This window comes from Bacillus sp. SYZHCR11 (genome assembly GCF_057196865.1).
The window spans coordinates 20,634-47,222 of record NZ_JBXUND010000006.1 but is presented as its reverse complement, the minus strand read 5'-3'; the positions used below and the strand labels follow the sequence as shown (position 1 = coordinate 47,222).

Below are 26,589 nucleotides of genomic sequence, written 5' to 3'. Positions count from 1 at the left end.
CTCCCTTACTTATTTTTTCTTGTTAGCTACAGTACGACGCGGACCTTTACGAGTACGCGCATTGTTTTTAGAGTTTTGTCCGCGAACAGGCAAACCTCTGCGATGGCGAATTCCGCGGTAGCTTCCGATTTCGATCAGACGCTTGATGTTAAGAGAAACTTCACGGCGAAGGTCACCTTCTACTTTCAGTTTGTCAATAACATCACGGATTTTACCAAGTTCTTCTTCAGTAAGATCACGCACACGAGTATCTTCAGAAACACCAGCCTCTTTCAAGACTTGCTGAGCCGTTGTGCGGCCAATTCCGAAGACATATGTTAAAGAAATAACAACACGTTTGTCACGTGGGATATCTACACCAGCAATACGAGCCATTCTCTGGGCACCTCCTTATTAATTATCCTTGTTTTTGTTTATGCTTTGGATTTTCACAGATCACCATTACTTTTCCTTTTCTGCGAATAACTTTACATTTCTCGCAGATTGGTTTAACTGATGGTCTCACTTTCATGTGTTTCCAACCTCCTTCAGTTTCCGGAGTGCTTTATTTGTAACGGTACGTAATCCTGCCACGAGTTAAGTCATATGGAGATAATTCTACCGTAACTTTGTCTCCAGGTAAAATGCGAATGAAGTGCATGCGGATTTTACCAGATACGTGAGCCAAAACCGTATGGCCATTTTCGAGTTCAACTTTGAACATCGCGTTTGGCAGTGTTTCGACAATCGTACCTTCCACTTCAATTACATCGTCTTTCGCCATTCAAGTGTTCTCCCTTCTTCAAATCAGTAACTTGCTCTCTGACAAATTTCAAAAGAGAAAATCTCAGTTATCCGTTTGTCACACGCCCTGTTTCGTTTATACTGTTCTGAACTTCCGGAGATACGCAATCATAAAGGGTGAATGATTGATATTCTTTTTCTAAGGAGAATGAAATGTACGCTTTTCTCCGTCTGCTTTAGTACACGATGATGAATCTTCCTTCCGATGACAGCAGCTAGCCGGTTTTTCTTCCGACCAATTGTAAACCTACAATCTGCCCAGGTGCGGAATGAAAAACATGTGTCATGGAATTCATTTCATCATCTAGACTTTTGTCAGTATATCAAAACCCGTTTCCGTAATCGCAATCGTATGTTCAAAATGAGCACACTTTTTCCCATCTACCGTTACAACCGTCCAGTTATCAGCCAATGTTTTCACATACCGGCTGCCAGCGTTAACCATCGGTTCTATAGCGAGAACCATACCAGGCTTCAGCCTAGGTCCTTTGTTTGGCGGACCGTAATGAGGAATTTGCGGATCCTCATGCAAGTCTTGACCAACACCATGTCCGACATACTCCCTAACAACTGAAAACTGCTCATTTTCGACATACGTTTGTATTGCGTGGGAAATATTCGACAAACGTTCACCTGGTTTTGCTTCCTTCAAGCCTTTATATAAAGACTCCTCTGTCACTTCCAGCAGTCGTTTATCATCATCACTGATGTTTCCTACCGGATATGTCCAAGCAGAGTCACCATGATAACCATTTAATTTAGCACCGATATCAATGCTGATAATGTCACCGTCACGCAAAACCCTTTTACCGGGAATTCCGTGAACGAGTTCTTCATTAACTGATACACAGATGCTCCCGCGAAACCCATTATACCCCTTAAAAGATGGGATTGCACCCTGCTTCTCAATAAAACGTTCGGCAATTTGATCCAATTCTTTTGTCGAGATTCCTGGTTTAATGTGCTTTTTCATCTCTTCATGAGTCAAAGCCACGATTCGCCCTGCTTCCCGCATGATGCTAAGCTCACGAGGGGTCTTACAGATAATCATTTGCTCAATCCTCCAAGAAGCTCTTTCACATCTTTGTACACGTCGTTAATGTCCTGCTGGCCATTGACGTTGACAAGATACCCTTTCTCAGAATAAAAATCGAGTAAAGGCTGAGTCTGCTTCATGTTGACCTCAAGCCGTTTTGAGACGGTTTCCTCATTATCATCTGCCCGTTGATAAAGGTCTCCTCCGTCTTTATCACAAACACCCGGCGTTTTCGGCGGATTGAAAACCAAATGATAGGTTGTGCCGCAAACACTGCAAATTCTGCGTCCAGTCAAACGTTCCATTAAAGAGTCTTTGTCTACTTTAATGTTAATGACATAATCAATCGGCTTGCCGTATTCCTCAAGAATGTTTTCAAGAGCTTCAGCCTGAGCGACTGTTCGCGGAAATCCGTCCAGAAGAAAACCTCTTTCACAATCATCTTTGCCGAGTCTTTCTTTGACAATGCCGATTGTGACTTCGTCCGGTACGAGCTCGCCTTTATCAATATAAGACTTTGCTTCGAGTCCGAGTGGTGTTTCTTCTTTCATAGCAGCACGGAACATATCTCCCGTTGAGATATGAGGTATCCCATAATCCTCAACAATTCGTTCTCCCTGTGTGCCTTTACCGGCTCCAGGAAGTCCCATTAAGACTAAGTTCATTCGGATTTCCCCCGTCCTCTCTTATTTAGAGGAATGGTTAAAACCAGTCCTCTAATTTTTCATAAATCCTCGGTAATTACGTTTCACTAACTGGCTCTCCAGCTGCTTCATTGTCTCCAAGGCTACCCCGACGACAATTAACAATGATGTTCCGCCAATCTGTGCACTTTGAGGCAATCCAGCGAATTGAATGAAAAAGATAGGAAGAATGGAAATCACGGCTAAGAATATAGAACCCACAAACGTAAGTCGATACAAAATGCTCGTAATTCTATCTTGAGTCATTTTCCCTGGACGAACCCCCGGGATATAGCCACCCTGTTTTTTAAGGTTATCAGCCATTTGTTCAGGGTTTACCTGCACAAAAGCATAGAAGTACGTAAAGGCGATAATTAATGCGACATAAACCGTCATGCCCACCGGATGTGTATTGTCAAAGTTGGCTTGAATCCACTTTGTCACATCGTTTTCTCCGAAAAATGACGCGATAGTACGCGGCGTAATAAGGAACGCAACCGCAAAGATTACCGGAATAACCCCTGCCGGATTCACTTTAAGCGGAAGGTGAGTTGACTGGCCTCCGCCAACAGGTGAACGACCTTGCCCTTTTGCATATTGAATCGCGATTTTGCGTACGGCCTGCTGAATGAAAATAACACCAACAATAACGGCCAAAATCGCAATCACCAGTAAAGCGATTTTCACAATATGAATAAACAGCTGATCGCTGCTGCCGACAAATTGAGTCTCATAAATCTGCCCAACAGTTTTCGGAATACTAGCCACAATCCCCGCGAAGATGATGATCGAAATTCCGTTACCTACTCCATTGGAAGTAATTTGTTCTCCCAGCCACATTAAAAAAGCAGTTCCTCCAGTGAGTACTAAAGCAATAATCAGATATGTCGATATGCCGGATTTTTCAATCAGCATACCGTTTGCCAGGTTGTTAAACCCGTAAGACATACCTAATGCCTGGATAAAACCAAGCACAATCGTAAAATATCTCGTGAACTGAGCTAATTTACGGCGGCCGACTTCACCTTGCTTAGACCACTCGGTAAACTTCGGCACAACATCCATCTGAAGCAGCTGAATGATGATCGAAGCAGTGATGTAAGGTGTAATTCCCATCGCAAAAATGGAGAACTGATAAAGCGCACCGCCGCCAAATGTGTTAAGGAGATCAAAAACCCCCATCGAACTTTGTGTCTGCAACGCCTGAGCATTTACATATGGCACAGGGATAAACGCACCTATGCGAAAGACGATAAGCATGAGTAATGTAAAAATGATTTTATTCCGAATATCACTCACACGCATAAAGTTGGAGATTGTCTTAAACAAGTTAGATCACCTCAGCTGTACCGCCAGCAGCTTCAACAGCTTCTTTCGCAGAAGCAGAGAATTTATTGGCTTTTACAGTTAATTTTTTCTCTAATTTACCGTTGCCAAGAATCTTTACTCCTGCATTAAGTTTGCTAATAACACCAGTCTCAAGAAGAAGTTCAGGAGTGACTTCCGTTCCTTCCGCAAAACCGTTCAATTTGTCTACGTTCACAATAGCGTATTCCTTACGGTTGATGTTTGTAAAACCGCGCTTAGGAAGACGTTGGAATAAAGGCATTTGTCCCCCCTCGAATCCAGGGCGTACACCGCCGCCAGAACGAGCGTTTTGACCTTTGTGACCTTTACCAGCTGTTTTACCGTTACCAGAACCAATACCACGACCTACGCGATTGCGTACTTTACGTGAACCTTCTGAAGGCTTTAATTCATGAAGTTTCATTAGGACACCTCCTTAGCCTATAATTTATTTTTATTGTTCTTTAACAGAAACTAGATGAGATACTTTATTAATCATACCGCGGATCGCAGCGTTATCTTCATGAACGACAGTTTGGTTTGTTTTCTTTAAACCAAGTGTTCTTACAGTAACGCGCTGATCTTCCGGGCGACCGATTACACTGCGTTTGAGGGTAATTTCTAATTTAGCCATTAATGTTCCCTCCTTATCCTAACAGTTCTTCTACAGATTTTCCACGAAGCTTCGCAACCTCTTCGGCACGTTTAAGCTCACTTAAACCTTGAAGTGTTGCACGGATCATGTTGATCGGTGTGTTAGAACCTAAAGACTTAGAAAGGATATCAGCAACGCCAGCAAGCTCAAGTACCGCACGTACAGGGCCTCCAGCGATAACTCCAGTACCTTCAGAAGCAGGTTTCAACAAGATATTGCCTGCACCGAAACGTCCGATGATTTCGTGTGGAATCGTAGTTCCAACCATTGGTACTTCAATCAAATTCTTTTTCGCATCTTCAACAGCTTTGCGGATTGCTTCAGGTACTTCTTGTGCTTTACCAGTACCGAAACCTACGTGACCGTTTTTGTCACCGACAACGACTAGAGCTGCGAAACGGAAACGACGACCACCTTTAACAACTTTCGCTACGCGGTTAACCGTAACTAAGCGTTCTTCTAACTCTAATTTGCTTGGGTCAATACGACGCATAATCATGTGTCCCTCCTTTTTTTATTAAAATTTCAGTCCGGCTTCACGAGCTGCATCGGCCAGAGCTTTTACACGTCCATGGTATAAGTATCCGCCGCGGTCAAATACTACGTCAGAAACACCTTTCTCAGAAGCGCGTTTCGCAACGAGTTCACCGACTTTAGCAGCAGCAGCGCTGTCACCAGTGCTTTCCACGTTCAAATCTTTATCGAGAGTAGAGGCACTAGCAAGTGTAACGCCATTTACATCATCGATGATTTGAGCATAAATGTGTTTGTTTGAACGGAACACATTCAGACGAGGTCTTTCAGCTGTGCCTGAAAGTTTAGCACGAACACGGGCATGTCTTTTTTGACGAGCAGCATTTTTGCTAGTTTTCGTAATCATCCTTAGGTCACTCCTTTCTTCACTTTAAGCGGTCTTACTTAGCAGATTTACCTTCTTTACGGCGAACAACTTCACCTTCGTAGCGGATTCCTTTACCTTTGTAAGGCTCTGGAGAACGTACAGCGCGGATGTTAGCAGCGATAGCTCCTACACGCTCTTTGTCTGTACCTTTTACAACTACTTTAGTTTGAGAAGGAACTTCGATTTCGATGCCCTCTTCAGGAACGATCTCAACAGGGTGAGAGTATCCAACGTTTAAAACAAGTTTGTTTCCGGATTTAGCCGCACGATAACCGACACCGACTAATTCCAAACCTCTTTCAAATCCTTTAGATACGCCTTCAACCATGTTTCCAAGCAGACTGCGAGTCGTACCATGCAGCGCACGGTGCTCTTTGTGATCAGAAGGACGAGTAACTGTAAGCACGTTGTCCTCAATTTTGATTTCCATATCAGGATGGAAAGTACGAGTTAATTCTCCTTTTGGTCCTTTTACAGCTACAGTGTTGCCTTCGTTCAGCGTTACTGTAACTCCAGAAGGGATCTCAAGCAGTTTTTTACCTACACGAGACATACTAAAACACCTCCATTCTTGTTAAACTTCTTACCAAACGTATGCTAGAACTTCTCCACCAGCTTGTTTTGCACGGGCTTCTTTGTCCGTTAAAACACCTTGTGATGTAGAAATAATCGCGATTCCAAGACCGTTAAGTACGCGAGGTACTTCATTTGATTTAGCGTATACACGCAAACCTGGTTTGCTGATTCTTTTAAGACCAGTGATAACGCGCTCGTTGTTTTGTCCGTATTTCAAGAAAACGCGGATGATACCTTGTTTGCTGTCTTCTACGAACTCAACGTCACGAATGAAACCTTCACGCTTTAAAATGTCAGCAATTTCTCTTTTCAATTTAGAAGCAGGAATTTCAAGCTTCTCATGACGTACCATGTTTGCATTGCGAATACGAGTCAGCATATCTGCAATTGGATCTGTCATAACCATTATATAATTACCTCCTTCCCATTCTTGGGGATTACCAGCTGGCTTTTTTCACGCCAGGAATTTGTCCTTTATATGCAAGCTCACGGAAACAAATACGGCAAAGTTTAAATTTACGAATGACTGAGTGCGGACGTCCGCAGCGTTCACAGCGAGTGTACTCTTGCACTTTAAACTTTGGTGTACGTTGTTGTTTCGCAATCATTGACTTTTTAGCCACGATTTCGCCTCCCTTTCATTGATTATTTCTGGAACGGCATACCTACTTGAGTTAATAGCTCACGAGCCTCTTCGTCAGAGTTAGCAGTCGTTACGATAACGATGTCCATTCCGCGAACCTTTGTTACTTTATCGTAGTCAATTTCAGGGAAGATTAACTGTTCTTTGATACCAAGAGTGTAGTTTCCGCGACCGTCGAAAGATTTCTTAGAAATCCCGCGGAAGTCACGTACACGCGGTAAAGATACAGAAATAAGTTTATCAAGGAAATCATACATGCGCTCTCCGCGAAGAGTTACTTTCGCACCGATAGGCATTCCCTCACGAAGACGGAATCCAGCAATTGATTTCTTCGCACGAGTAACGACAGGTTTTTGACCTGCGATAAACGTTAATTCTTCAACAGCACTGTCGATTGCTTTTGCGTTTTGAACAGCATCACCGACACCCATGTTGATTACGATTTTTTCGATTTTTGGCACCTGCATAACAGAGTCGTAGTTGAACTTCGTCATTAAAGCAGGTGAAATTTCTTTATTGTACTTTTCTTTAAGGCGGTTCATGAGATAGACCTCCCTTCCTTTAAATACTATTTATCTAAGACTTGCCCAGATTTTTTTGCAACACGAACTTTTTTGCCATCTTCCACTTTGTATCCTACGCGAGTCACTTCACCTGTTTTAGGATCGAGCGGCATAACGTTTGATACATGAATTGGCGCCTCTTGATTAGAAATACCGCCTTGAGGGTTTGCTTGAGTTGGTTTAGAGTGCTTCTTCACCATGTTTACGCCCTCAACTAGAACGCGGTCCTTTTTAGGGAAAGCAGCAAGGATCGTACCTTGTTTGCCTTTATCTTTACCAGAGATAACCATTACTTTATCGCCTTTTTTCACATGCATCCTGATCGCACCTCCTTGAGTAAGGCATTTATTTCATTAGATAACTTCTGGAGCCAGAGAAACAATTTTCATGAAGTTGTTTTCACGTAATTCACGGGCAACCGGTCCGAAGATACGAGTTCCACGCGGGCTCTTGTCGTCACGGATGATAACACATGCATTCTCATCGAAGCTGATGTATGATCCGTCAGATCTGCGTGCTCCGCTTTTTGTGCGAACGATAACAGCTCTTACGACTTCACCTTTTTTGACAACGCCTCCTGGTGTTGCTTGTTTAACCGTGCAAACAATTACATCACCAATGTTAGCCGTTTTACGTCCAGAACCGCCAAGAACTTTAATAGTAAGTACCTCACGCGCACCGGAGTTGTCAGCAACTTTTAAACGAGTCTCTTGTTGAATCATTATTTGTTACCTCCCTTCGGAAAAAGAATTCCGAACTTTATTAGATAATAACAGCTTCTTCGACAACTTCTACTAGACGAAAACGCTTAGTTGCAGATAATGGACGAGTTTCCATGATCTTTACGATGTCTCCGATTTTAGCTTGGTTATTTTCATCATGTGCTTTGAATTTCTTTGAGTATTTTACGCGTTTACCGTAAATAGGATCCTTTTTGTATGTTTCAACAACAACAGTGATGGTTTTATCCATTTTGTCAGAAACAACACGGCCTTGGTAAACTTTGCGTTGGTTACGTTCGCTCATGCTCACGACCTCCCCTCAGTGATTATTTGTTGGCAGCAATTTCTCTTTCACGAATCACAGTTTTCATGCGCGCAATAGCTTTGCGCACTTCACGAATGCGAGCAGTATTTTCAAGTTGTCCTGTCGCTAATTGAAAGCGAAGATTGAAAAGTTCTTCTTTAAGAGACTTTACTTTTTGTTCAATTTCAGCAGTGGTAAGGTCACGAATTTCATTAGCTTTCATTTGATTCACCACCAATTTCTTCACGTTTTACGAACTTCGTTTTAATTGGCAATTTGTGAGATGCAAGACGAAGAGCTTCACGAGCTACCTCTTCAGACACACCAGAAATTTCAAATAAAACTTTGCCCGGTTTTACAACAGCTACCCAGCCTTCAGGAGCCCCTTTACCGGAACCCATCCGTACCTCAAGCGGTTTAGCAGTGTAAGGTTTTGAAGGGAAAATTTTAATCCAAACTTTACCGCCACGTTTCATGTAACGAGTCATCGCAATACGTGCAGCTTCGATTTGGCGGTTCGTGATCCAAGAAGCTTCAAGAGCCTGGATACCGTACTCACCAAAATGTACTTCAGTACCGCCTTTAGCGCGACCGCGCATTTTTCCGCGATGCTCTCTGCGATATTTAACGCGTTTTGGTAATAACATATTATTTTCCTCCTTCCTCAGTTTTCTTCTTAGTAGGAAGAACCTCTCCACGATAGATCCAGACTTTTACACCAAGCTTACCGTAAGTTGTGTCAGCTTCAGATGTTGCATAGTCGATGTCAGCACGTAAAGTGTGCAATGGAACAGTTCCTTCACTGTAGTATTCAGAACGAGCGATATCAGCTCCGCCAAGACGGCCGGAAACCATTGTTTTCACACCTTGTGCTCCAGCACGCATAGTGCGTTGGATTTGTTGTTTCTGCGCACGGCGGAAAGAAATACGGTTTTCTAGTTGACGAGCGATGTTGTCAGCTACAAGCTGAGCATCAAGATCTGCTCTTTTGATTTCAAGAATGTTAATGTGTACACGCTTGCCAGTAAGGCTGTTAAGGGCTTTACGAAGTGCTTCAACTTCAGATCCGCCTTTACCGATTACCATACCAGGCTTAGCAGTGTGGATCGTAATGTTAACGCGGTTTGCTGCACGCTCGATTTCTACTTTAGAAACAGAAGCGTCAGAAAGGCGTTTGCTAATGAATTCACGAATTTTTAAATCTTCGTGCAGGAAGTCAGCGTAATCTTTACCAGCGTACCACTTAGATTCCCAATCACGAATGACTCCGATACGAAGACCGACTGGATTTACCTTTTGACCCACTACTTATCCCTCCTTCTTTTCTGATACAACGATTGTAATGTGGCTCGTACGTTTGTTGATTTGGCTCGCACGTCCCATAGCACGCGGGCGGAATCTTTTTAACGTTGGGCCTTCGTCAACAAATGCCTGAGAAATAACCAGATTGTTAGCGTCCATCTCGTAGTTGTGCTCAGCATTTGCGATAGCAGATTTTAAAACTTTTTCGATGATCGGAGAAGCAGCTCTCGGAGTTAGGTTCAAGATAGATACTGCTTCGCCTACTTGCTTACCTCGAATCAGGTCCATTACTAGACGTGCTTTACGAGGAGCAATACGGACTGTTCTTGCAACAGCTTTAGCTTGCATTTAAAAGCCTCCTCTCTTAGCGTCTTGTTTTTTTATCGTCACTGGCGTGGCCTTTGTAAGTACGAGTCGGTGCGAATTCGCCCAACTTGTGGCCTACCATGTCTTCAGAAATGAATACAGGCACGTGTTTACGTCCGTCATATACTGCGATAGTGTGACCGATAAATTGTGGGAAAATAGTTGAACGGCGAGACCAAGTTTTTACAACTTGTTTCTTGTCCGTTTCATTTAATTTCTCGATTTTTGTCATCAAGTGTCCATCGACAAATGGTCCTTTTTTCAAGCTGCGAGCCATTTTGGAACCTCCCTTCGTGATTGCACTACGGTCCGAAATGAACCGTAGACAACCCCGTTATTTATTTTTACGACGACGTACGATAAATTTATCAGATTTGTTCTTTTTCTTACGTGTCTTGAATCCAAGAGTCGGTTTGCCCCAAGGAGACATTGGTGATTTACGTCCGATTGGCGCGCGACCTTCACCACCACCGTGCGGGTGATCGTTAGGGTTCATTACAGAACCGCGGACTGTAGGGCGGATGCCTTTCCAGCGAGAGCGTCCTGCTTTACCAACGTTGATAAGTTCGTGCTGCTCGTTACCTACTTGACCGATAGAAGCGCGGCAAGCAGAAAGGATCATGCGAACTTCACCAGAGTTAAGACGGACAAGAACGTATTTGCCTTCTTTACCAAGAACCTGAGCAGATGTACCAGCTGAACGTACAAGCTGTCCGCCTTTACCAGGTTTTAATTCAATGTTATGCACAACTGTACCAACAGGGATGTTGATAAGCGGAAGTGCGTTACCTACTTTGATGTCAGCTTCAGAGCCGGACATGATTTCAGTACCTACTTGAATTCCTTTTGGTGCAAGAATGTAACGTTTTTCTCCGTCTACATAGTTGATTAGTGCAATGTTAGCTGAACGGTTTGGATCGTACTCAACTGTAGCAACGCGTCCAGGTATACCATCTTTATCGCGTTTGAAGTCGATAACACGGTATTGGCGTTTGTGTCCGCCACCTTGGTGACGTACAGTCAATTTACCTTGATTGTTACGTCCGCCTTTTTTGTGAAGGGGCGCAAGCAAGGATTTTTCCGGCTGGTCAGTCGTGATTTCAGCAAAATCTGAAGTTGTCATGCCACGACGTCCGTTAGAGGTCGGTTTATACTTTTTAATCGCCATTTTGAATTTCCCTCCTTCTTTTTACAGATAATTAAGCTTCAAAAATTTCGATTTCTTTGCTGTCTGCAGTAAGTTTTACGATCGCTTTTCTGCGACGGCTAGTCATACCAGTATAGCGGCCGACACGTTTTGATTTCCCTTTGTAGTTCATGATGTTGACTTTGTCAACTTTCACTCCAAAGATACTTTCAACTGCATCTTTCACTTCTGTTTTATTAGCTCTTACATCAACTTCAAAAGTATATTTCTTTTCAGTCATTAAATCAGCAGAACGTTCAGTAATGACGGGGCGCTTAAGAACATCACGAGGATCTTTCATTATGCAAGCACCTCCTCTACTTTTTCAACCGCAGCTTTTGTAATCAGAAGCTTCTCGTGGTTGACAACGTCTAACACGTTGATTCCGTTAGCTTGAACAACTGTAACTCCAGGGATGTTGCGTGCAGAAAGAGATACTGCTTCGTTTGCATCCGCAGTTACGATTAAAGCTTTTTTCTCAACAGATAATCCTTTAAGGACAGCTGCCATTTCTTTTGTTTTAACCGTATCAAGAGTAAGATCTTCAAGAACAATAATGTTGTTGTCGTTCACTTTAGAAGACAATACTGATTTGATTGCCAAGCGGCGAACTTTTTTAGGTAATTTGTAAGAATAGCTGCGTGGTGTTGGGCCGAATACGACACCACCTCCGCGCCATTGCGGTGAACGGATTGAACCTTGACGGGCACGACCTGTACCTTTTTGACGCCATGGTTTGCGACCTCCGCCGCGTACTTCAGAACGATTTTTTACTTTGTGAGATCCTTGACGTAAGGAAGCTCTTTGCATAAGAATAGCGTCGAATACTACGCTCTCATTTGGCTCAATTCCAAATACAGAAGCGTTTAATTCGATATCACCAGCAGTAGAACCGTTTTGGTTGTATAATGCTACTTTTGGCATGATCAATTTCCTCCTTTCCTAAGAGACTTATTTAGATTTAACAGCACTTTTAACAGTGATTAAAGCTTTTCTCGCACCAGGTACGTTACCTTTAATCAAAAGAAGATTGCGCTCAGCATCTACTTTTACGACTTCAAGGTTTTGGACAGTGATTTGATCTCCGCCCATGCGTCCAGGTAATAGTTTACCTTTGAATACACGGTTAGGATCTACAGGTCCCATTGAACCAGGACGACGGTGGTAGCGTGAACCGTGAGACATAGGTCCGCGAGATTGTCCGTGGCGCTTGATTGCACCTTGGAAACCTTTACCTTTAGATACTCCTGTTACATCTACGATTTCTCCTGCAGAGAAAATTTCAACCTTGACTTCCTGACCAATTTCATACGCATCCATATCCACGCCGCGTAATTCTTTAACGAAGCGCTTAGGAGCAGTTTCCGCTTTTGCAACGTGTCCTTTTTCCGGTTTGTTTGAAAGCTTTTCGCGCTTATCGTCAAAACCAAGCTGGATCGCTTCATAGCCATCATTTTCAGCTGTTTTCTTTTGAAGAACAACGTTTGGAGCTGCTTCAATAACAGTTACCGGGATAAGATCACCGTTCTCTGCGAATACTTGCGTCATACCAATTTTTCTTCCTAAGATTCCTTTGGTCATTCGTCACACCTCCTATTAAGATCATTCTATATTTTAGAATTAAAGTTTGATTTCGATATCGACACCAGATGGTAAGTCTAATCGCATGAGAGCATCAACAGTTTGTGGTGTTGGGTTCACAATGTCGATTAAACGTTTATGTGTACGCATTTCAAATTGCTCACGAGAATCTTTGTATTTGTGCACCGCACGAAGGATTGTGTAAACTGATTTTTCAGTTGGCAACGGAATCGGACCAGATACGCTGGCACCAGAACGTTTTGCCGTTTCAACAATCTTCTCTGCAGATTGATCAAGGATTCTATGATCATATGCTTTTAAACGAATACGAATTTTTTGTTTTGCCATTATTTTCCCTCCTTTTCGCCTACATCACGTTAGACAGTTCTCCGTGAGAAAAACCTGATCACCTTGCCATGGCAAAGCGGCCGGGTGTGTCAGCAACCTCTCACTTCATCGCAGTCAAAGACCAACATACACTATTATACAGAAAATAGACGCATGTTGCAAGGTTTATTTAAAGAACCTTGTGGTTTTCACACTTTGATTATTATACAGGTGATACCATGATTAATCAAGGATATGACTGTTTTCTTTCAGAGATGGAACGATGCGAACCGGCTGACAACTTCGGCAAAGCGATCCGGTTCCTCCAAGTGAGGCGAATGGGCTGAGTTCTCAAACCAATGCCATTCTTTATACGGCGCATCAACCTTCTGATAATATTCATAAGACGTCGTCCCCGGAACCGTCAAATCGTATCTCCCTGACATAAAACAGCACGGTATTACAATAGAAGAAACTGATTCCCCTGCATCAAAGGAAATGAGATCCTCCCACAGGTGTTTCAGGCTGAACATTTGTCCCCGCGCGGCTAAGAAGCTCCCTCTCACACCGTACGGTTCACCAAACAGCATTCGCCCCCCTGCTTTAAGAGCGCCGATCGGATGATGGGTAAAGCCCCCTCCCCTCATTTCAATACAAAGCAGAAACAGCGTTCGCTGCAGCTGTTTCTCCCATGGAGGTGCTCCGATAAAGCTCAGCGTCTTGCCCAGCAGGATATGTTTGTGTTGCCTGCTCCATTCCATCATCAACCGGTAGGCTTCCGTTTCTTCCTTTTGAATATTAACCACCTGACTGATACCGATATACGCATAATACAAATCAGGTTTCTCTTGAAGAACTTGAAGCGCCAAAACTGAACCCCACGAATAGCCGGCGATATATATTTTTCTCCTGCTGAATTGCTTGCATAAGCGTTCGGTCAGATGAATGGTGTCAGCTGTCAGCTGATCCAAAGTCATAGATGAACCCGGAATTTCCTTTGAATAAGAGAGACCCGCCCCTCTCTGATCCCAGTTCACAACGGTGAAATGCTTTTCCAGCTCATTCTGGTATTTTCTCGCATAACCGATTTGAGGCGTGCCGGGACCGCCATGCAAAAACAAAAGCAGCGGACTACTCCTGTCATCACCATTAATCATAATGGTTTGTTCACTGCCATTAATCTGCAATTGCTGAAGCATTGAAATACGATTGGTTTTCTTGAAGTTATCGTTCATCGGTCTGCTCCTAAAATTTGTATACGTTCTATTATACATGGAATCAGCAGGGAAACAAAAAAACGAGGCCCCATAAGGGACCCCGCATTATTGAACGAGTCGATTACTCAGTGATTGTAGAAACAACGCCTGAACCAACTGTACGTCCGCCTTCACGAATAGAGAAACGAGTTCCTTCTTCGATAGCGATTGTAGAGATAAGTTCAACGATCATTTCAGTGTTATCTCCAGGCATAACCATTTCTACGCCTTCTGGAAGATTGATGATACCAGTTACGTCAGTTGTACGGAAGTAGAACTGAGGACGGTAGTTAGAGAAGAATGGAGTATGACGTCCACCCTCTTCTTTAGAAAGAACGTAAACTTCAGCTTTGAATTTGCTGTGTGGAGTGATTGTACCTGGTTTAGCAAGTACTTGTCCACGTTGGATGTCTTCACGAGCTACACCGCGAAGAAGTGCACCGATGTTGTCTCCAGCTTCAGCGTAGTCAAGAAGCTTACGGAACATTTCAACACCTGTAACAGTTGTTTTGCTGTTTTCTTCTTGAAGACCGATGATTTCAACTTCGTCACCGACTTTAACTTGTCCGCGTTCTACACGGCCAGTAGCAACTGTACCACGACCAGTGATTGAGAATACGTCCTCAACTGGCATCATGAATGGTTTTTCAGTGTCGCGTTCTGGAGTTGGGATGTACTCATCAACTGCAGCCATAAGTTCAAGAATTTTTTCTTCGTACTCAGCATCGCCTTCAAGAGCTTTAAGAGCAGAACCTTTAACAACTGGTACATCATCACCAGGGAAGTCGTATTCGCTAAGAAGATCGCGAACTTCCATTTCAACAAGCTCAAGAAGCTCTTCGTCGTCTACCATGTCGCATTTGTTAAGGAATACTACGATGTATGGTACACCAACGTTTTTAGAAAGAAGGATGTGCTCACGAGTTTGTGGCATTGGGCCATCAGCAGCAGATACTACAAGGATAGCTCCGTCCATTTGCGCAGCACCAGTGATCATGTTTTTAACATAGTCAGCGTGTCCTGGGCAGTCAACGTGTGCATAGTGACGAGTGTCAGTTTCGTACTCAACGTGTGCAGTAGAGATTGTGATACCGCGCTCACGTTCTTCTGGAGCACCATCAATTTGATCGTACGCCATAGCTGTACCTTTACCAGATTTCTTATGAAGTACTGTTGAGATAGCAGCAGTTAATGTTGTTTTACCATGGTCAACGTGTCCAATTGTACCGATATTGGCATGTGATTTGGAACGGTCGAATTTTTCTTTAGCCATTCTAAAATCCTCCTTAAGAGCTTTTAATTAGTAATGTATAGAGTGATAGAAAGTGAAAGCAAGCTCTCACTTCCTCATCTTACAATAGTAGTTATACTTGAGTTAAGTGGCAAAATCAATTATTCGCCTTTATTTTTTTTGATAATTTCTTCAGCGATGCTCTTCGGCACTTCTTCGTAGTGATCCATGAACATTGTGAACGTACCGCGTCCTTGCGTGTTAGAACGAAGGGCAGTAGCGTAACCGAACATTTCAGCAAGAGGTACCATCGCACGCACAACTTGAGCGTTACCGCGAGCTTCCATACCTTCTACGCGTCCGCGACGAGAAGTAACATCACCCATGATGTCCCCCATGTATTCTTCAGGAATAACAACTTCAACTTTCATGATTGGTTCAAGAAGAACTGGGTTACATTTGCTGACTGCATTTTTCAATGCCATAGAAGCAGCGACTTTAAACGCCATTTCGTTTGAGTCAACATCATGGTAAGATCCATCAAAAAGTTTCGCCTTGATGTCGATTAGCGGGAATCCGGCTAGGACACCATTTTCAAGAGAGTCTTCAAGACCTGCTTGTACGGCTGGGATGTATTCACGAGGAACAACACCACCGACGATTGCGTTTTCGAATTCAAAGCCAGCGCCTTCTTCGTTCGGTTCAAATTCGATCCAAACGTGACCGAACTGACCGCGTCCGCCTGATTGACGTACGAATTTACCTTCAACTTTTGCACCGGTACGGAATGTCTCACGGTACGCAACTTGAGGAGCACCAACGTTAGCTTCAACTTTGAACTCACGCTTCATACGATCAACAATGATATCAAGGTGAAGCTCACCCATACCAGAGATGATTGTTTGACCCGTTTCAGGGTTAGTTTGTGTACGGAATGTAGGATCTTCTTCAGCAAGTTTCGCTAAAGCGATACCCATTTTATCTTGGTCAGCTTTTGATTTAGGCTCAATCGCTACGTCGATAACAGGCTCTGGGAATTCCATTGATTCAAGGATTACAAGATCCTTTTCATCACATAGAGTATCTCCAGTAGAAGTATCTTTTAGACCTACAGCAGCTGCGATGTCTCCAGCGTAAACAGTAGAGATCTCTTCACGGCTGTTAGCGTGCATTTGAAGGATACGTCCTACGCGCTCACGCTTGCCTTTTGTAGAGTTCTTTACATATGAACCGGAATCAAGTGTACCGGAATATACGCGGAAGAATGTCAGCTTACCGACATAAGGGTCAGTCATAACTTTAAATGCAAGTGCAGAGAACGGCTCTTCATCAGAAGAATGACGAACGATCTCTTCATCTGTATCAGGACGTACACCTTTGATTGCAGCAACATCAGTTGGCGCAGGAAGGTAGTCAAGAACAGCATCAAGTACAAGCTGAACACCTTTGTTTTTGAAAGCAGAACCAACAAGTACAGGGTAGAATTCAACATTCAGTGTACCTTTACGGATAGCAGCTTTCAGTTCAGGGATAGTGATTTCTTCACCTTCAAGGTACTTTTCCATAAGCTCTTCATCAAGCTCAGCTACAGCTTCAATCAGGCTGCTGCGAAGCTCTTCAGCTTGCTCTTTGTACTCTTCAGGGATTTCTTTCGCATCTGAACGAGTTCCAAGGTCATCTTCGTAGAAATACGCAACGTTTTCTACTAAGTCGATGATACCTTCGAAGTTGTCTTCAGCGCCGATCGGCAATTGAATTGCGTGAGCGTTAGCTTGAAGACGGTCTCTTAAAGTGCCTACAGAGTAAAGGAAGTCTGCGCCGATTTTGTCCATTTTGTTGACAAATACAACGCGCGGTACTCCGTAAGTTGTTGCTTGGCGCCATACTGTTTCTGTCTGAGGCTCAACACCTGATTGAGCATCAAGTACGGCAACCGCACCATCAAGTACACGGAGTGAACGTTCAACTTCAACTGTGAAGTCTACGTGTCCCGGTGTATCGATGATGTTTACACGGTAACCTTTCCACTGTGCAGTCGTTGCTGCAGAAGTGATTGTGATACCGCGTTCTTGTTCCTGCTCCATCCAGTCCATTTGCGAAGCACCTTCGTGAGTTTCGCCAATTTTGTGGATACGGCCTGTGTAGAACAAGATCCGTTCTGTAGTAGTCGTTTTACCGGCATCGATGTGAGCCATGATCCCGATATTACGAGTTTTTTCTAAGGAGAACTCTCTTGCCATTGGGTAATTTCTCCTTCCTTATTAGGGAATTATTATTTTGATTATATGAATCCTACCAGCGGTAGTGAGCAAATGCTTTGTTCGCTTCTGCCATCTTGTGAGTGTCTTCACGTTTCTTAACGGCAGCACCAGTGTTGTTAGCTGCATCAAGAATTTCGTTAGCCAGGCGCTCTTCCATTGTTTTTTCTCCGCGAAGACGCGCATAGTTAACCAACCAGCGAAGACCAAGAGTTGTACGGCGTTCAGGACGAACTTCTACAGGCACTTGGTAGTTAGCTCCACCTACACGGCGTGCTTTTACTTCAAGTACAGGCATGATGTTTTTCAATGCTTGTTCGAAAACCTCCATTGCATCATTGCCAGTGCGTTCTTTAATGATATCGAATGACTTGTATAGGATTGTTTGAGATTTACCTTTTTTACCGTCGATCATCATTTTGTTGATCAGGCGGGATACCAGCTTAGAGTTGTAAAGCGGATCAGGTAAAACATCTCTTTTTGCTACAGGACCTTTACGTGGCATCTGAATATCCTCCCTTCATAGTTTTAATGATTTATTATTATTACTTTGCTTTAGGACGTTTCGTACCGTATTTAGAACGGCCTTGCGCACGGTTTTCAACTCCGGCAGTATCAAGCGCGCCACGAACGATGTGGTAGCGTACCCCCGGTAAGTCTTTTACACGTCCGCCGCGGATCAGTACAACGCTGTGCTCTTGCAGGTTGTGACCGATACCAGGAATGTAGGCAGTAACCTCGATTCCGTTAGTCAAACGAACACGAGCATATTTACGAAGTGCTGAGTTCGGTTTTTTCGGTGTCATTGTACCGACACGAGTACATACCCCGCGTTTTTGTGGAGAAGATACGTTAGTGTGCTCTTTTTTAAAGCTGTTGTATCCTTTGTTTAGTGCAGGTGACTTAGAGTTTTCAACTTTGCTCACGCGTCCCTTGCGAATTAGCTGATTAATTGTAGGCATGTTGTGTTCCTCCCTTCATTACGTTTTATAACCCACATACCCAGGTGGTTCATCATTAGGCAAAAAACAATGTCTTTACATAAGATTGATATCTTATATAAAAACAAAAAGTACGCTATAACATAATGGCAACAGCTGCTGCTCCCACTTCAATTCCGCAGGCTTTGCCGAGCTTTTTCATGGAATCCACCATACAGACAGCGGTATTTTGGTTCTTTGCAAGCTGGATAACCCCAGCCGTAAGAACTGAATCCGCGTCTTTTGCCACGACGACTTCCTTCACTGAACCTCGTTTTAGAGCTTTCACTGTTTGCTTCGTACCAATAATAATTGATTTGGCCTGTGATACTTTATCATAAGACATAAACATATCCTCCAAAGTAACAGGTTTTATTTCGAGCACCTTGGTTATATTATCACTCTGCGGGACGGATGTCAACAACGTATGACATTTTTTAGTGCAGTCCCCCGCCAGAATAATTGTAATACTGAGGAAAAGCTGTCGAAACAGCCTTTCCTGCAGCAGTTTCTGTTATTCAGCCGGAACCATATCTTCCGAAGGCTGAACGTTTGAAACAGGTTTTACTTTTCTGTAATTCATCATACCTGTACCGGCCGGAACCAGTTTACCGATGATGACATTCTCTTTCAGGCCGAGAAGTTCATCACGCTTGCCTTTAATCGCAGCATCTGTAAGAACGCGTGTTGTTTCCTGGAATGATGCGGCAGACAAGAATGAATCCGTCTCAAGTGAAGCTTTCGTGATACCGAGAAGGACAGGACGGCCTGTAGCAGGTCGATTGCCTTCAAGCAGCACTTTTTTGTTCGCTTCTGTAAATTGGTGAATATCAAGCAATGTGCCAGGGAGAACATCAGTATCTCCGGCATCGATTACACGGACTTTGCGAAGCATCTGGCGAACCATTACTTCTACGTGTTTATCGCCGATTTCAACCCCCTGCATACGGTAAACCTTCTGAACCTCATGCAGAAGATATTCCTGAACCGTTGTCAGGTCAGTGACTTTAAGAAGTTCTTTCGGATCGATTGAACCTTCCGTCAGCACTTGACCGCGGGTAATCTGATCACCCTCAGTCACTTTCAGGCGTGAGTTGTAAGGTGCCGTGTATGAACGGGTCTCAACAGCGCCCTGAACAACAATCTCCTGCTGTTTGTCGCGGACTTCATTGATTTCGGCAATTGTACCGTCAATCTCAGAAATCGTCGCTTGACCTTTCGGATTACGCGCTTCGAAAAGCTCTTGGATACGCGGAAGACCTTGTGTGATATCGTCTCCGGCAACCCCGCCTGTGTGGAACGTACGCATCGTTAACTGTGTTCCAGGCTCACCGATAGATTGAGCGGCGATAATACCTACTGCTTCGCCGACTTCAACATCAGTTCCGGTTGCAAGGTTTCGTCCGTAGCATCGTTTACATACACCATGAGGAGTGTTACATGTGAACGCAGAACGGATCCACACTTCTTCGATTCCGGCTTCAACGATTTCCAGCGCTTTATCTTCATCGATCAATTCATTTTCGTTAATGAGCACAGCACCCGTTTCAGGATGTTTGATCTGTTTTCTGGCGAAACGTCCGATCAGACGCTCTTCCAGACGCTCGATGATTTCCGTGCCTTCTTTGAGCGGTTTTGCAAGAATACCGCGGTCTGTTCCGCAATCTGTTTCACGAATGATAACATCCTGCGCAACATCAACAAGACGGCGTGTAAGGTAACCTGAGTCAGCTGTTTTCAGGGCGGTATCGGCAAGACCTTTACGCGCACCGTGAGTGGAGATAAAGTACTCCAATACTGTCAGACCTTCACGGAAACTTGATTTAATCGGCAATTCAATGATTCGTCCAGCCGGGTTGGCCATCAGACCGCGCATACCCGCAAGCTGTGTAAAGTTAGATGCGTTACCACGGGCTCCTGAATCACTCATCATGTAGATCGGGTTGACTTCGTCTAATGATTTCATCAGTTTGCCTTGGATAACATCTTTCGCTGAACTCCAAATTGAAATGACTCTTTCATAACGTTCTTCTTCGGTGATTAAACCGCGTCTGAACTGTTTCAGAACATTATCTACTTTGCTTTGTGCTTCTTCAAGGATTTCCTGTTTATCATCGAGAACGACGATATCAGAAACCCCTACTGTGATGCCGGCTTTCGTTGAATATCTGAAACCAAGGTTTTTCATGCGGTCAAGCATTTTAGACGTTTCCGTGATATGGAATCGTTTAAAGATTTCCGCGATGATTTTACCCAAAATACCTTTTTTAAACGGTGCGTTGATCGGCTGCTCAGCAATCACAGCTTTTACGTCAGCACCTTTATCTAAGAAGAAACGGTCAGGTGTCTTCTCTTCAATGTTGCTCTTCGTTGGTTCATTCATGTAAGGGAATGATTCCGGAAGAATTTCATTGAAGACGAGCTTACCGACAGTTGTAATTAACAATTTTGAACGCTGTTCTTCAGTAAATGTCACATTCTTAAGGGAGTTCGCTGCAACAGCTACTCTCGTATGAAGGTGAACATAACCGTTTTGATAAGCAAGAAGCGCTTCGTCCGTATTTTTGAAAACCATACCCTCGCCGACTGCTCCGGCGCGCTCAAGCGTCAGGTAGTAGTTTCCTAATACCATATCCTGAGACGGCGTAACAACCGGTTTACCATCTTTAGGGTTCAAGATGTTTTGGGCCGCAAGCATCAGAATGCGCGCCTCAGCTTGAGCCTCAGCTGATAAAGGTACGTGAACCGCCATTTGGTCACCGTCAAAGTCAGCGTTATAAGCTGTACATACTAACGGGTGAAGACGGATGGCGCGTCCTTCAACAAGCGTCGGTTCGAAAGCCTGGATACCTAATCTGTGAAGAGTAGGGGCACGGTTCAGTAAGACCGGATGCTCCTTAATGACAGATTCAAGTACATCCCATACTTCAGGCTGCACGCGTTCGATTTTGCGTTTTGCGCTCTTGATATTGTGAGCAAGGCCTTTTTCAACAAGCTCTTTCATGACGAAAGGCTTGAAGAGCTCAAGCGCCATTTCCTTCGGCAAACCGCACTGATACATTTTCAGATGCGGACCTACGACGATAACGGAACGGCCTGAGTAGTCTACACGTTTACCGAGAAGGTTCTGACGGAAACGCCCTTGTTTCCCTTTCAGCATGTGAGAAAGAGATTTAAGCGGACGGTTACCCGGTCCGGTAACCGGACGGCCGCGGCGTCCGTTGTCAATCAGAGCGTCGACTGCTTCCTGAAGCATACGTTTTTCGTTCTGAACGATGATGCTTGGCGCGCCGAGGTCTAACAGACGTTTTAAACGGTTATTACGGTTGATGACACGACGGTAAAGGTCGTTCAGGTCAGACGTTGCGAAACGTCCGCCGTCAAGCTGAACCATCGGTCTTAATTCAGGCGGAATAACCGGAAGCACGTCGAGAATCATCCAAGACGGCTTGTTTCCTGAATTACGGAAGGCTTCAAGCACTTCAAGGCGTTTGATCGCACGTGTACGGCGCTGTCCTTGAGAAGTCTTCAGCTCTTCTTTTAACATATCAACTTCTTTGACAAGGTCGATGTCCTGCAGAAGTTTATTAATGGCTTCCGCACCCATAGAGGCTTGGAATTTGTTACCGTACTTATCCAGATACGCACGGTATTCCTTTTCAGATAAAAGCTGTTTCTTTTCGAGCGGTGTATTGGCCGGGTCAGTTACGACGTAAGAAGCAAAGTAAATAACTTCTTCCAGCGCACGCGGTGACATATCCAATACAAGACCCATACGGCTCGGAATACCTTTGAAATACCAAATGTGAGAAACCGGGGCAGCCAGTTCAATATGCCCCATTCTCTCACGACGGACTTTAGCCCGCGTTACTTCAACTCCGCAACGGTCACAAACTACGCCTTTATAACGAACCCGCTTGTACTTGCCGCAATGACATTCCCAGTCCTTAGTCGGTCCGAAAATGCGTTCGCAGAACAGGCCGTCCTTTTCAGGTTTCAACGTACGATAGTTTATCGTTTCAGGCTTTTTCACTTCACCAAAAGACCATGAACGGATTTTATCCGGTGAAGCAAGACCGATGTTCATATACTCAAAATTGTTCACATCTAGCAAGGGGCCTACCTCCCTTTTTATCTTCGGATTAACCGATGTCACTTGCCTTTATCAATCAGAGACTATTCTTTCGTTACTGCGTCACGTTCAACGTCTGGAGATGCTGTTTCTTCCGGCGCTTCATCACCTGATAATGCAAGGCCGTCAGCCTGTTTCGCATCTTCCTCGTCTTCTAGATCTCTCATTTCTATTTCTTCTTCATCGCCTGAGAGGATTTTTACGTCCATACCTAAGCTTTGAAGCTCTTTGATCAATACTTTGAATGATTCCGGAACACCAGGCTCTGGAACATTGTCGCCTTTGACGATGGCTTCATATGTTTTCACACGTCCGACCACGTCATCGGACTTCACAGTCAGGATTTCTTGAAGCGTGTAAGCTGCGCCGTAAGCTTCAAGCGCCCAAACCTCCATCTCACCGAAACGCTGTCCGCCGAATTGGGCTTTACCGCCGAGAGGCTGCTGCGTAACAAGTGAGTAAGGACCTGTAGAACGGGCATGAAGTTTATCGTCAACCATGTGTGCCAGTTTGATCATGTACATGATTCCGACTGATACACGGTTGTCGAACGGTTCTCCCGTACGGCCGTCATAAAGAACTGTTTTAGCGTCTCTTGACATGCCTGCTTCTTCAAGTGTTTCCCACACATCTTCTTCACGCGCGCCGTCAAATACAGGTGACGCGATGTGAATGCCGAGGTAGCGGGCAGCCATACCCATGTGAAGTTCTAATACCTGACCGATATTCATACGTGATGGTACACCCAGCGGGTTAAGCATGATATCGATCGGCGTGCCGTCAGGAAGGTAAGGCATATCTTCTTCAGGAAGAATCTTCGAGATAACCCCTTTATTTCCGTGACGTCCGGCCATTTTATCACCTTCAGAAATCTTACGTTTCTGAACGATATATACGCGTACAAGCTGGTTCACTCCCGGAGGAAGTTCGTCGCCGTCTTCACGGTTGAAGACTTTTACGTCGTGGATAATTCCGCCGCCGCCGTGAGGCACACGGAGAGAAGTATCACGGACTTCACGCGCTTTTTCTCCAAAGATCGCATGAAGAAGGCGTTCTTCAGCCGTAAGCTCAGTTACACCTTTAGGCGTTACTTTACCTACGAGAAGGTCTCCGTCGTTGACTTCCGCACCGATACGGATAATTCCGCGGTCATCAAGGTTGCGAAGCGCGTCTTCCCCTACGTTTGGAATATCGCGGGTGATCTCTTCCGGCCCAAGCTTTGTATCACGTGCTTCTGATTCATATTCTTCAATGTGAATAGATGTGTATACATCATCTTTCACAAGGCGTTCACTCATGATGATGGCATCCTCATAGTTGTAACCGTCCCATGTCATGAAGCCGACCATTACGTTGCGGCCGAGAGCAAGTTCACCAAGCTCCATTGAAGGTCCGTCAGCAAGGATTTCTCCTTTGACTACTTCATCGCCGACACTGACGATCGGACGCTGGTTGTAGCACGTACCTTGGTTGGAGCGGACAAATTTCAGCAAGCTGTACTTATCCAGGTTGCCTTTTACTTTTTGGCCGTCAATTTCTTCATAGCGGCGCACCCATACGTTTTTCGCTTCCACCCGTTCTACGATACCGGGGTGTTTACAAATAACGGCTGCACCGGAGTCTTTACCGGATACGTATTCCATACCCGTTCCGACGATCGGAGCTTCCGGCTGCATCAAAGGCACAGCCTGACGCTGCATGTTCGCTCCCATAAGGGCGCGGTTCGAGTCATCGTTTTCCAAGAACGGAATACATGCTGTCGCAGCAGAAACAACCTGTTTAGGAGATACGTCCATGTAATCCACGCGGTTGCGGGCTACAACGGTGTTTTCCCCTCTGAAACGCGCTACGATGCTGTCATCCAAGAAAGAACCGTCATCGCTCAGCTTAGCATTCGCTTGGGCTACGACATAGTTATCCTCTTCATCAGCAGTCAGGTAGTCGATTCTAGGCGTTACTTTTCCTGTTTCAGGATCAACGCGGCGGTATGGCGTCTCAATGAAACCAAAGCGGTTTACTTTCGCAAATGATGACAATGAGTTGATCAAACCGATGTTCGGGCCCTCAGGCGTTTCAATCGGACACATACGGCCGTAGTGAGAGTAGTGAACGTCACGTACTTCCATACCTGCGCGCTCACGCGTCAAACCGCCCGGTCCGAGAGCTGACAGACGGCGTTTGTGCGTCAATTCAGCAAGCGGGTTCGTCTGATCCATGAATTGAGAAAGCTGTGAGCTTCCGAAGAACTCTTTAATAGACGCAATAACAGGTCTGATGTTAATCAGCTGCTGCGGCGTAATTGTATTCGTGTCTTGAATAGACATTCTTTCACGTACGACACGTTCCATCCGGCTTAAACCGATACGGAATTGGTTTTGCAGGAGCTCACCTACAGAACGCAGACGGCGGTTTCCGAGATGGTCGATATCATCAGTGTCGCCCACTCCGTGCAGGAGGTTGAAGAAGTAGCTGATAGAAGAAATAATATCAGCAGGCGTAATGTTTTTAATCGCCTCTTCGATGTAAGCATTGCCGATCACATTGATCGTCTGCTCTCCTTCTGCATCAGTAGGAGCATAGATTTTAATGGATTGAAGCATCACTTCATCCTCGACAACGCCGCCGTTAGGATAAAGTTTTCTGAAGCCGATTCCATTTTCTAAGTATGGCAATACTTTATCAAGTGTTCTTCTGTCAAGAATCTGCCCTTTTTCAGCGAGAATTTCACCGGTTTCCGGATCCACCAGTGTTTCTGCAAGGCGCTGGTTAAACAGGCGGTTCTTGATATGAAGCTTTTTATTAATTTTATAGCGTCCTACATTCGCAAGGTCGTATCGCTTCGGATCGAAGAAACGGGAATCCAGCAAGCTTTTTGCGTTTTCTACTGTAGGCGGCTCTCCGGGACGAAGGCGCTCATAGATTTCAAGAAGCGCTTTGTCACTGTTTTCGGTGTTGTCCTTATCCAGTGTATTGCGGAGATATTCGTTCTCACCAATGAGATCGAGAATCTCTTGGTCGGAACCGAAGCCGAGAGCACGCAAAAGAACCGTAACCGGCAACTTACGTGTGCGATCAATGCGGACATACACAACATCTTTCGCATCAGTTTCGTATTCTAACCATGCGCCACGGTTTGGAATGACAGTCGCGGTAAAACCTTTTTTACCGTTTTTGTCTACTTTACCACTGAAATATACACTTGGAGACCGAACAAGCTGAGATACGATAACACGTTCTGCACCGTTGATGATAAAAGTACCGGTATCTGTCATAATAGGGAAATCACCCATGAAGACATCCTGGTCTTTTACCTCTCCAGTTTCTTTGTTAATTAAACGAACCTTCACTCTTAGCGGAGCTGAGTAAGTCACATCACGTTCTTTTGACTCTTCAACGGGATACTTAGGATCTCCTAAACTGTAGTCAATGAACTCTAGAGAGAGGTTACCAGTGAAATCCTCAATTGGTGATATGTCTTGAAACATCTCTCTAAGACCCTCATCAAGAAACCACTGATAAGAAGAGGTTTGAATTTCAATGAGATTTGGTAATTCTAACACTTCGCTAATGCGAGCATAGCTTCTGCGCTGGCGGTGTCGTCCATACTGAACTAGTTGACCTGTCAACTGATTCACCCCTCAAATCATGCGTATTATATGTGTAATAAGCATCTCTTACGATAAAGAAATACTTTTACAAGACAAAAGAAAAAAGGGTTTCTAATTAAGAAAACCACATCCAAAAACAAATACCGATT

General features: G+C 44.4%; 35 protein-coding genes and 1 pseudogene. All 36 read right to left on the bottom strand.

Annotated features, from left to right (window positions below):
* Window positions 1-9: 9 nt before the first annotated feature.
* Window positions 10-375: a 30S ribosomal protein S13 gene (gene rpsM, locus AC2CGA_RS18335; protein ID WP_003156545.1), complete on the bottom strand. Its 366-nt coding sequence runs from the start codon at window positions 373-375 to the stop codon at window positions 10-12.
* Window positions 376-397: 22 nt separating this feature from the next.
* A complete protein-coding gene (rpmJ, locus tag AC2CGA_RS18330; RefSeq protein WP_003156543.1) occupies window positions 398-511 on the bottom strand; it encodes a 50S ribosomal protein L36 in 114 nt (37 codons plus the stop codon).
* A gap of 33 nt (window positions 512-544) precedes the next feature.
* Window positions 545-763 (bottom strand): translation initiation factor IF-1, encoded by a 219-nt coding sequence (infA, locus tag AC2CGA_RS18325; protein ID WP_003156508.1) that lies wholly within the window; start codon window positions 761-763, stop codon window positions 545-547.
* Window positions 741-1,023, bottom strand: a pseudogene (locus tag AC2CGA_RS18320) (KOW domain-containing RNA-binding protein). The gene infA and the pseudogene AC2CGA_RS18320 overlap by 23 nt, the downstream one beginning before the upstream one ends.
* Before the next feature lie 64 nt (window positions 1,024-1,087).
* Window positions 1,088-1,834: a type I methionyl aminopeptidase gene (map, locus tag AC2CGA_RS18315; RefSeq protein ID WP_003156505.1), complete on the bottom strand. Its 747-nt coding sequence runs from the start codon at window positions 1,832-1,834 to the stop codon at window positions 1,088-1,090.
* Window positions 1,831-2,484 carry an adenylate kinase gene (locus AC2CGA_RS18310; protein ID WP_007410407.1) on the bottom strand — a complete coding sequence of 218 codons (654 nt, stop codon included), beginning with the start codon at window positions 2,482-2,484 and terminating at the stop codon, window positions 1,831-1,833. Before AC2CGA_RS18310 ends, map begins: the two co-directional genes overlap by 4 nt.
* Window positions 2,485-2,535: 51 nt before the next feature.
* On the bottom strand, window positions 2,536-3,831 hold the full coding sequence (gene secY, locus AC2CGA_RS18305) for a preprotein translocase subunit SecY (RefSeq protein WP_003156501.1): 1,296 nt from the start codon (window positions 3,829-3,831) through the stop codon (window positions 2,536-2,538).
* Window position 3,832: 1 nt separating this feature from the next.
* Window positions 3,833-4,273 (bottom strand): 50S ribosomal protein L15, encoded by a 441-nt coding sequence (gene rplO / locus AC2CGA_RS18300; protein ID WP_003156499.1) that lies wholly within the window; start codon window positions 4,271-4,273, stop codon window positions 3,833-3,835.
* A gap of 30 nt (window positions 4,274-4,303) precedes the next feature.
* Entirely contained in the window at window positions 4,304-4,483 is a 180-nt protein-coding gene (gene rpmD, locus AC2CGA_RS18295) for a 50S ribosomal protein L30 (protein ID WP_003156497.1), read from the bottom strand.
* A gap of 13 nt (window positions 4,484-4,496) precedes the next feature.
* Window positions 4,497-4,997 carry a 30S ribosomal protein S5 gene (rpsE, locus tag AC2CGA_RS18290; protein WP_003156493.1) on the bottom strand — a complete coding sequence of 167 codons (501 nt, stop codon included), beginning with the start codon at window positions 4,995-4,997 and terminating at the stop codon, window positions 4,497-4,499.
* Between the two features lie 24 nt (window positions 4,998-5,021).
* Entirely contained in the window at window positions 5,022-5,384 is a 363-nt protein-coding gene (gene rplR, locus AC2CGA_RS18285; RefSeq protein WP_003156492.1) for a 50S ribosomal protein L18, read from the bottom strand.
* 34 nt (window positions 5,385-5,418) lie between these two features.
* Window positions 5,419-5,958, bottom strand: a complete 540-nt coding sequence (gene rplF, locus AC2CGA_RS18280) for a 50S ribosomal protein L6 (RefSeq protein WP_003156490.1) — start codon at window positions 5,956-5,958, stop codon at window positions 5,419-5,421.
* A gap of 30 nt (window positions 5,959-5,988) precedes the next feature.
* The gene (gene rpsH / locus AC2CGA_RS18275) at window positions 5,989-6,387 is read right to left on the bottom strand and encodes a 30S ribosomal protein S8 (RefSeq protein ID WP_003156489.1); all 399 of its coding nucleotides are present in this window, start codon (window positions 6,385-6,387) and stop codon (window positions 5,989-5,991) included.
* A 31-nt stretch (window positions 6,388-6,418) separates the two neighbouring features.
* Window positions 6,419-6,604 (bottom strand): 30S ribosomal protein S14, encoded by a 186-nt coding sequence (gene rpsN / locus AC2CGA_RS18270; protein ID WP_003156488.1) that lies wholly within the window; start codon window positions 6,602-6,604, stop codon window positions 6,419-6,421.
* Window positions 6,605-6,626: 22 nt separating this feature from the next.
* Entirely contained in the window at window positions 6,627-7,166 is a 540-nt protein-coding gene (gene rplE, locus AC2CGA_RS18265; protein ID WP_003156487.1) for a 50S ribosomal protein L5, read from the bottom strand.
* Window positions 7,167-7,192: 26 nt separating this feature from the next.
* Complete coding sequence (gene rplX / locus AC2CGA_RS18260; protein ID WP_003156486.1) at window positions 7,193-7,504, bottom strand: 50S ribosomal protein L24; 312 nt, start codon at window positions 7,502-7,504, stop codon at window positions 7,193-7,195.
* Between the two features lie 36 nt (window positions 7,505-7,540).
* Entirely contained in the window at window positions 7,541-7,909 is a 369-nt protein-coding gene (rplN, locus tag AC2CGA_RS18255; protein ID WP_003156485.1) for a 50S ribosomal protein L14, read from the bottom strand.
* A gap of 40 nt (window positions 7,910-7,949) precedes the next feature.
* Window positions 7,950-8,213 carry a 30S ribosomal protein S17 gene (rpsQ, locus tag AC2CGA_RS18250; protein ID WP_003156484.1) on the bottom strand — a complete coding sequence of 88 codons (264 nt, stop codon included), beginning with the start codon at window positions 8,211-8,213 and terminating at the stop codon, window positions 7,950-7,952.
* A gap of 22 nt (window positions 8,214-8,235) precedes the next feature.
* Window positions 8,236-8,436, bottom strand: a complete 201-nt coding sequence (rpmC, locus tag AC2CGA_RS18245) for a 50S ribosomal protein L29 (RefSeq protein WP_003156482.1) — start codon at window positions 8,434-8,436, stop codon at window positions 8,236-8,238.
* A complete protein-coding gene (gene rplP, locus AC2CGA_RS18240) occupies window positions 8,426-8,860 on the bottom strand; it encodes a 50S ribosomal protein L16 (RefSeq protein ID WP_003156478.1) in 435 nt (144 codons plus the stop codon). Before rplP ends, rpmC begins: the two co-directional genes overlap by 11 nt.
* A 1-nt stretch (window position 8,861) precedes the next feature.
* On the bottom strand, window positions 8,862-9,518 hold the full coding sequence (rpsC, locus tag AC2CGA_RS18235; RefSeq protein WP_003156476.1) for a 30S ribosomal protein S3: 657 nt from the start codon (window positions 9,516-9,518) through the stop codon (window positions 8,862-8,864).
* 3 nt (window positions 9,519-9,521) lie between these two features.
* Window positions 9,522-9,863 (bottom strand): 50S ribosomal protein L22, encoded by a 342-nt coding sequence (rplV, locus tag AC2CGA_RS18230; RefSeq protein WP_003156475.1) that lies wholly within the window; start codon window positions 9,861-9,863, stop codon window positions 9,522-9,524.
* 16 nt (window positions 9,864-9,879) lie between these two features.
* Window positions 9,880-10,158: a 30S ribosomal protein S19 gene (gene rpsS, locus AC2CGA_RS18225; RefSeq protein ID WP_003156472.1), complete on the bottom strand. Its 279-nt coding sequence runs from the start codon at window positions 10,156-10,158 to the stop codon at window positions 9,880-9,882.
* A 57-nt stretch (window positions 10,159-10,215) separates the two neighbouring features.
* Window positions 10,216-11,049 carry a 50S ribosomal protein L2 gene (rplB, locus tag AC2CGA_RS18220; protein WP_484480265.1) on the bottom strand — a complete coding sequence of 278 codons (834 nt, stop codon included), beginning with the start codon at window positions 11,047-11,049 and terminating at the stop codon, window positions 10,216-10,218.
* A gap of 31 nt (window positions 11,050-11,080) precedes the next feature.
* A complete protein-coding gene (gene rplW, locus AC2CGA_RS18215) occupies window positions 11,081-11,368 on the bottom strand; it encodes a 50S ribosomal protein L23 (RefSeq protein ID WP_003156467.1) in 288 nt (95 codons plus the stop codon).
* Entirely contained in the window at window positions 11,368-11,991 is a 624-nt protein-coding gene (gene rplD / locus AC2CGA_RS18210; protein WP_003156466.1) for a 50S ribosomal protein L4, read from the bottom strand. The genes rplW and rplD overlap by 1 nt, the downstream gene beginning before the upstream one ends.
* Before the next feature lie 27 nt (window positions 11,992-12,018).
* On the bottom strand, window positions 12,019-12,648 hold the full coding sequence (gene rplC, locus AC2CGA_RS18205) for a 50S ribosomal protein L3 (RefSeq protein ID WP_003156465.1): 630 nt from the start codon (window positions 12,646-12,648) through the stop codon (window positions 12,019-12,021).
* Window positions 12,649-12,687: 39 nt separating this feature from the next.
* Entirely contained in the window at window positions 12,688-12,996 is a 309-nt protein-coding gene (rpsJ, locus tag AC2CGA_RS18200) for a 30S ribosomal protein S10 (protein ID WP_003156464.1), read from the bottom strand.
* Between the two features lie 248 nt (window positions 12,997-13,244).
* Entirely contained in the window at window positions 13,245-14,210 is a 966-nt protein-coding gene (locus AC2CGA_RS18195; RefSeq protein ID WP_024084801.1) for an alpha/beta fold hydrolase, read from the bottom strand.
* Between the two features lie 103 nt (window positions 14,211-14,313).
* The gene (gene tuf, locus AC2CGA_RS18190) at window positions 14,314-15,504 is read right to left on the bottom strand and encodes an elongation factor Tu (RefSeq protein WP_003156451.1); all 1,191 of its coding nucleotides are present in this window, start codon (window positions 15,502-15,504) and stop codon (window positions 14,314-14,316) included.
* Between the two features lie 119 nt (window positions 15,505-15,623).
* A complete protein-coding gene (gene fusA / locus AC2CGA_RS18185; protein ID WP_007410399.1) occupies window positions 15,624-17,702 on the bottom strand; it encodes an elongation factor G in 2,079 nt (692 codons plus the stop codon).
* Between the two features lie 52 nt (window positions 17,703-17,754).
* A complete protein-coding gene (rpsG, locus tag AC2CGA_RS18180; RefSeq protein WP_003156447.1) occupies window positions 17,755-18,225 on the bottom strand; it encodes a 30S ribosomal protein S7 in 471 nt (156 codons plus the stop codon).
* Window positions 18,226-18,265: 40 nt separating this feature from the next.
* Window positions 18,266-18,682, bottom strand: coding sequence for a 30S ribosomal protein S12 (rpsL, locus tag AC2CGA_RS18175; protein ID WP_003156445.1), 417 nt, complete (start codon window positions 18,680-18,682; stop codon window positions 18,266-18,268).
* Between the two features lie 115 nt (window positions 18,683-18,797).
* The gene (locus AC2CGA_RS18170) at window positions 18,798-19,046 is read right to left on the bottom strand and encodes a 50S ribosomal protein L7ae-like protein (RefSeq protein ID WP_003156443.1); all 249 of its coding nucleotides are present in this window, start codon (window positions 19,044-19,046) and stop codon (window positions 18,798-18,800) included.
* Window positions 19,047-19,214: 168 nt separating this feature from the next.
* Window positions 19,215-22,814 carry a DNA-directed RNA polymerase subunit beta' gene (gene rpoC, locus AC2CGA_RS18165; RefSeq protein ID WP_003156441.1) on the bottom strand — a complete coding sequence of 1,200 codons (3,600 nt, stop codon included), beginning with the start codon at window positions 22,812-22,814 and terminating at the stop codon, window positions 19,215-19,217.
* 62 nt (window positions 22,815-22,876) lie between these two features.
* Entirely contained in the window at window positions 22,877-26,458 is a 3,582-nt protein-coding gene (gene rpoB, locus AC2CGA_RS18160; RefSeq protein WP_003156440.1) for a DNA-directed RNA polymerase subunit beta, read from the bottom strand.
* Window positions 26,459-26,589: the final 131 nt, after the last annotated feature.

Bases quoted from the DNA above. Each gene is read 5' to 3' on its own strand.
- rplO (WP_003156499.1), bottom strand. From the start codon at position 4,273: ATGAAACTTCATGAATTAAAGCCTTCAGAAGGTTCACGTAAAGTACGC.
- map (WP_003156505.1), bottom strand. From the start codon at position 1,834: ATGATTATCTGTAAGACCCCTCGTGAGCTTAGCATCATGCGGGAAGCA.
- rpsM (WP_003156545.1), bottom strand. From the start codon at position 375: ATGGCTCGTATTGCTGGTGTAGATATCCCACGTGACAAACGTGTTGTT.
- rplC (WP_003156465.1), bottom strand. From the start codon at position 12,648: ATGACCAAAGGAATCTTAGGAAGAAAAATTGGTATGACGCAAGTATTC.
- rplF (WP_003156490.1), bottom strand. From the start codon at position 5,958: ATGTCTCGTGTAGGTAAAAAACTGCTTGAGATCCCTTCTGGAGTTACA.
- rplX (WP_003156486.1), bottom strand. From the start codon at position 7,504: ATGCATGTGAAAAAAGGCGATAAAGTAATGGTTATCTCTGGTAAAGAT.
- rpsG (WP_003156447.1), bottom strand. From the start codon at position 18,225: ATGCCACGTAAAGGTCCTGTAGCAAAAAGAGATGTTTTACCTGATCCG.
- AC2CGA_RS18310 (WP_007410407.1), bottom strand. From the start codon at position 2,484: ATGAACTTAGTCTTAATGGGACTTCCTGGAGCCGGTAAAGGCACACAG.
- rpsL (WP_003156445.1), bottom strand. From the start codon at position 18,682: ATGCCTACAATTAATCAGCTAATTCGCAAGGGACGCGTGAGCAAAGTT.
- tuf (WP_003156451.1), bottom strand. From the start codon at position 15,504: ATGGCTAAAGAAAAATTCGACCGTTCCAAATCACATGCCAATATCGGT.
- rplD (WP_003156466.1), bottom strand. From the start codon at position 11,991: ATGCCAAAAGTAGCATTATACAACCAAAACGGTTCTACTGCTGGTGAT.
- rplB (WP_484480265.1), bottom strand. From the start codon at position 11,049: ATGGCGATTAAAAAGTATAAACCGACCTCTAACGGACGTCGTGGCATG.
- rpmC (WP_003156482.1), bottom strand. From the start codon at position 8,436: ATGAAAGCTAATGAAATTCGTGACCTTACCACTGCTGAAATTGAACAA.
- rplP (WP_003156478.1), bottom strand. From the start codon at position 8,860: ATGTTATTACCAAAACGCGTTAAATATCGCAGAGAGCATCGCGGAAAA.
- AC2CGA_RS18170 (WP_003156443.1), bottom strand. From the start codon at position 19,046: ATGTCTTATGATAAAGTATCACAGGCCAAATCAATTATTATTGGTACG.
- AC2CGA_RS18195 (WP_024084801.1), bottom strand. From the start codon at position 14,210: ATGAACGATAACTTCAAGAAAACCAATCGTATTTCAATGCTTCAGCAA.
- rpmD (WP_003156497.1), bottom strand. From the start codon at position 4,483: ATGGCTAAATTAGAAATTACCCTCAAACGCAGTGTAATCGGTCGCCCG.
- infA (WP_003156508.1), bottom strand. From the start codon at position 763: ATGGCGAAAGACGATGTAATTGAAGTGGAAGGTACGATTGTCGAAACA.
- rpmJ (WP_003156543.1), bottom strand. From the start codon at position 511: ATGAAAGTGAGACCATCAGTTAAACCAATCTGCGAGAAATGTAAAGTT.
- rplE (WP_003156487.1), bottom strand. From the start codon at position 7,166: ATGAACCGCCTTAAAGAAAAGTACAATAAAGAAATTTCACCTGCTTTA.
- rpsE (WP_003156493.1), bottom strand. From the start codon at position 4,997: ATGCGTCGTATTGACCCAAGCAAATTAGAGTTAGAAGAACGCTTAGTT.
- rpsH (WP_003156489.1), bottom strand. From the start codon at position 6,387: ATGGTTATGACAGATCCAATTGCAGATATGCTGACTCGTATTCGCAAT.
- fusA (WP_007410399.1), bottom strand. From the start codon at position 17,702: ATGGCAAGAGAGTTCTCCTTAGAAAAAACTCGTAATATCGGGATCATG.
- rpsS (WP_003156472.1), bottom strand. From the start codon at position 10,158: ATGGCTCGCAGCTTGAAAAAAGGACCATTTGTCGATGGACACTTGATG.
- rpsJ (WP_003156464.1), bottom strand. From the start codon at position 12,996: ATGGCAAAACAAAAAATTCGTATTCGTTTAAAAGCATATGATCATAGA.
- rplW (WP_003156467.1), bottom strand. From the start codon at position 11,368: ATGAAAGATCCTCGTGATGTTCTTAAGCGCCCCGTCATTACTGAACGT.
- rpsQ (WP_003156484.1), bottom strand. From the start codon at position 8,213: ATGAGCGAACGTAACCAACGCAAAGTTTACCAAGGCCGTGTTGTTTCT.
- rplR (WP_003156492.1), bottom strand. From the start codon at position 5,384: ATGATTACGAAAACTAGCAAAAATGCTGCTCGTCAAAAAAGACATGCC.
- rplV (WP_003156475.1), bottom strand. From the start codon at position 9,863: ATGCAAGCTAAAGCTGTTGCAAGAACAGTCCGTATTGCTCCTCGTAAA.
- rplN (WP_003156485.1), bottom strand. From the start codon at position 7,909: ATGATTCAACAAGAGACTCGTTTAAAAGTTGCTGACAACTCCGGTGCG.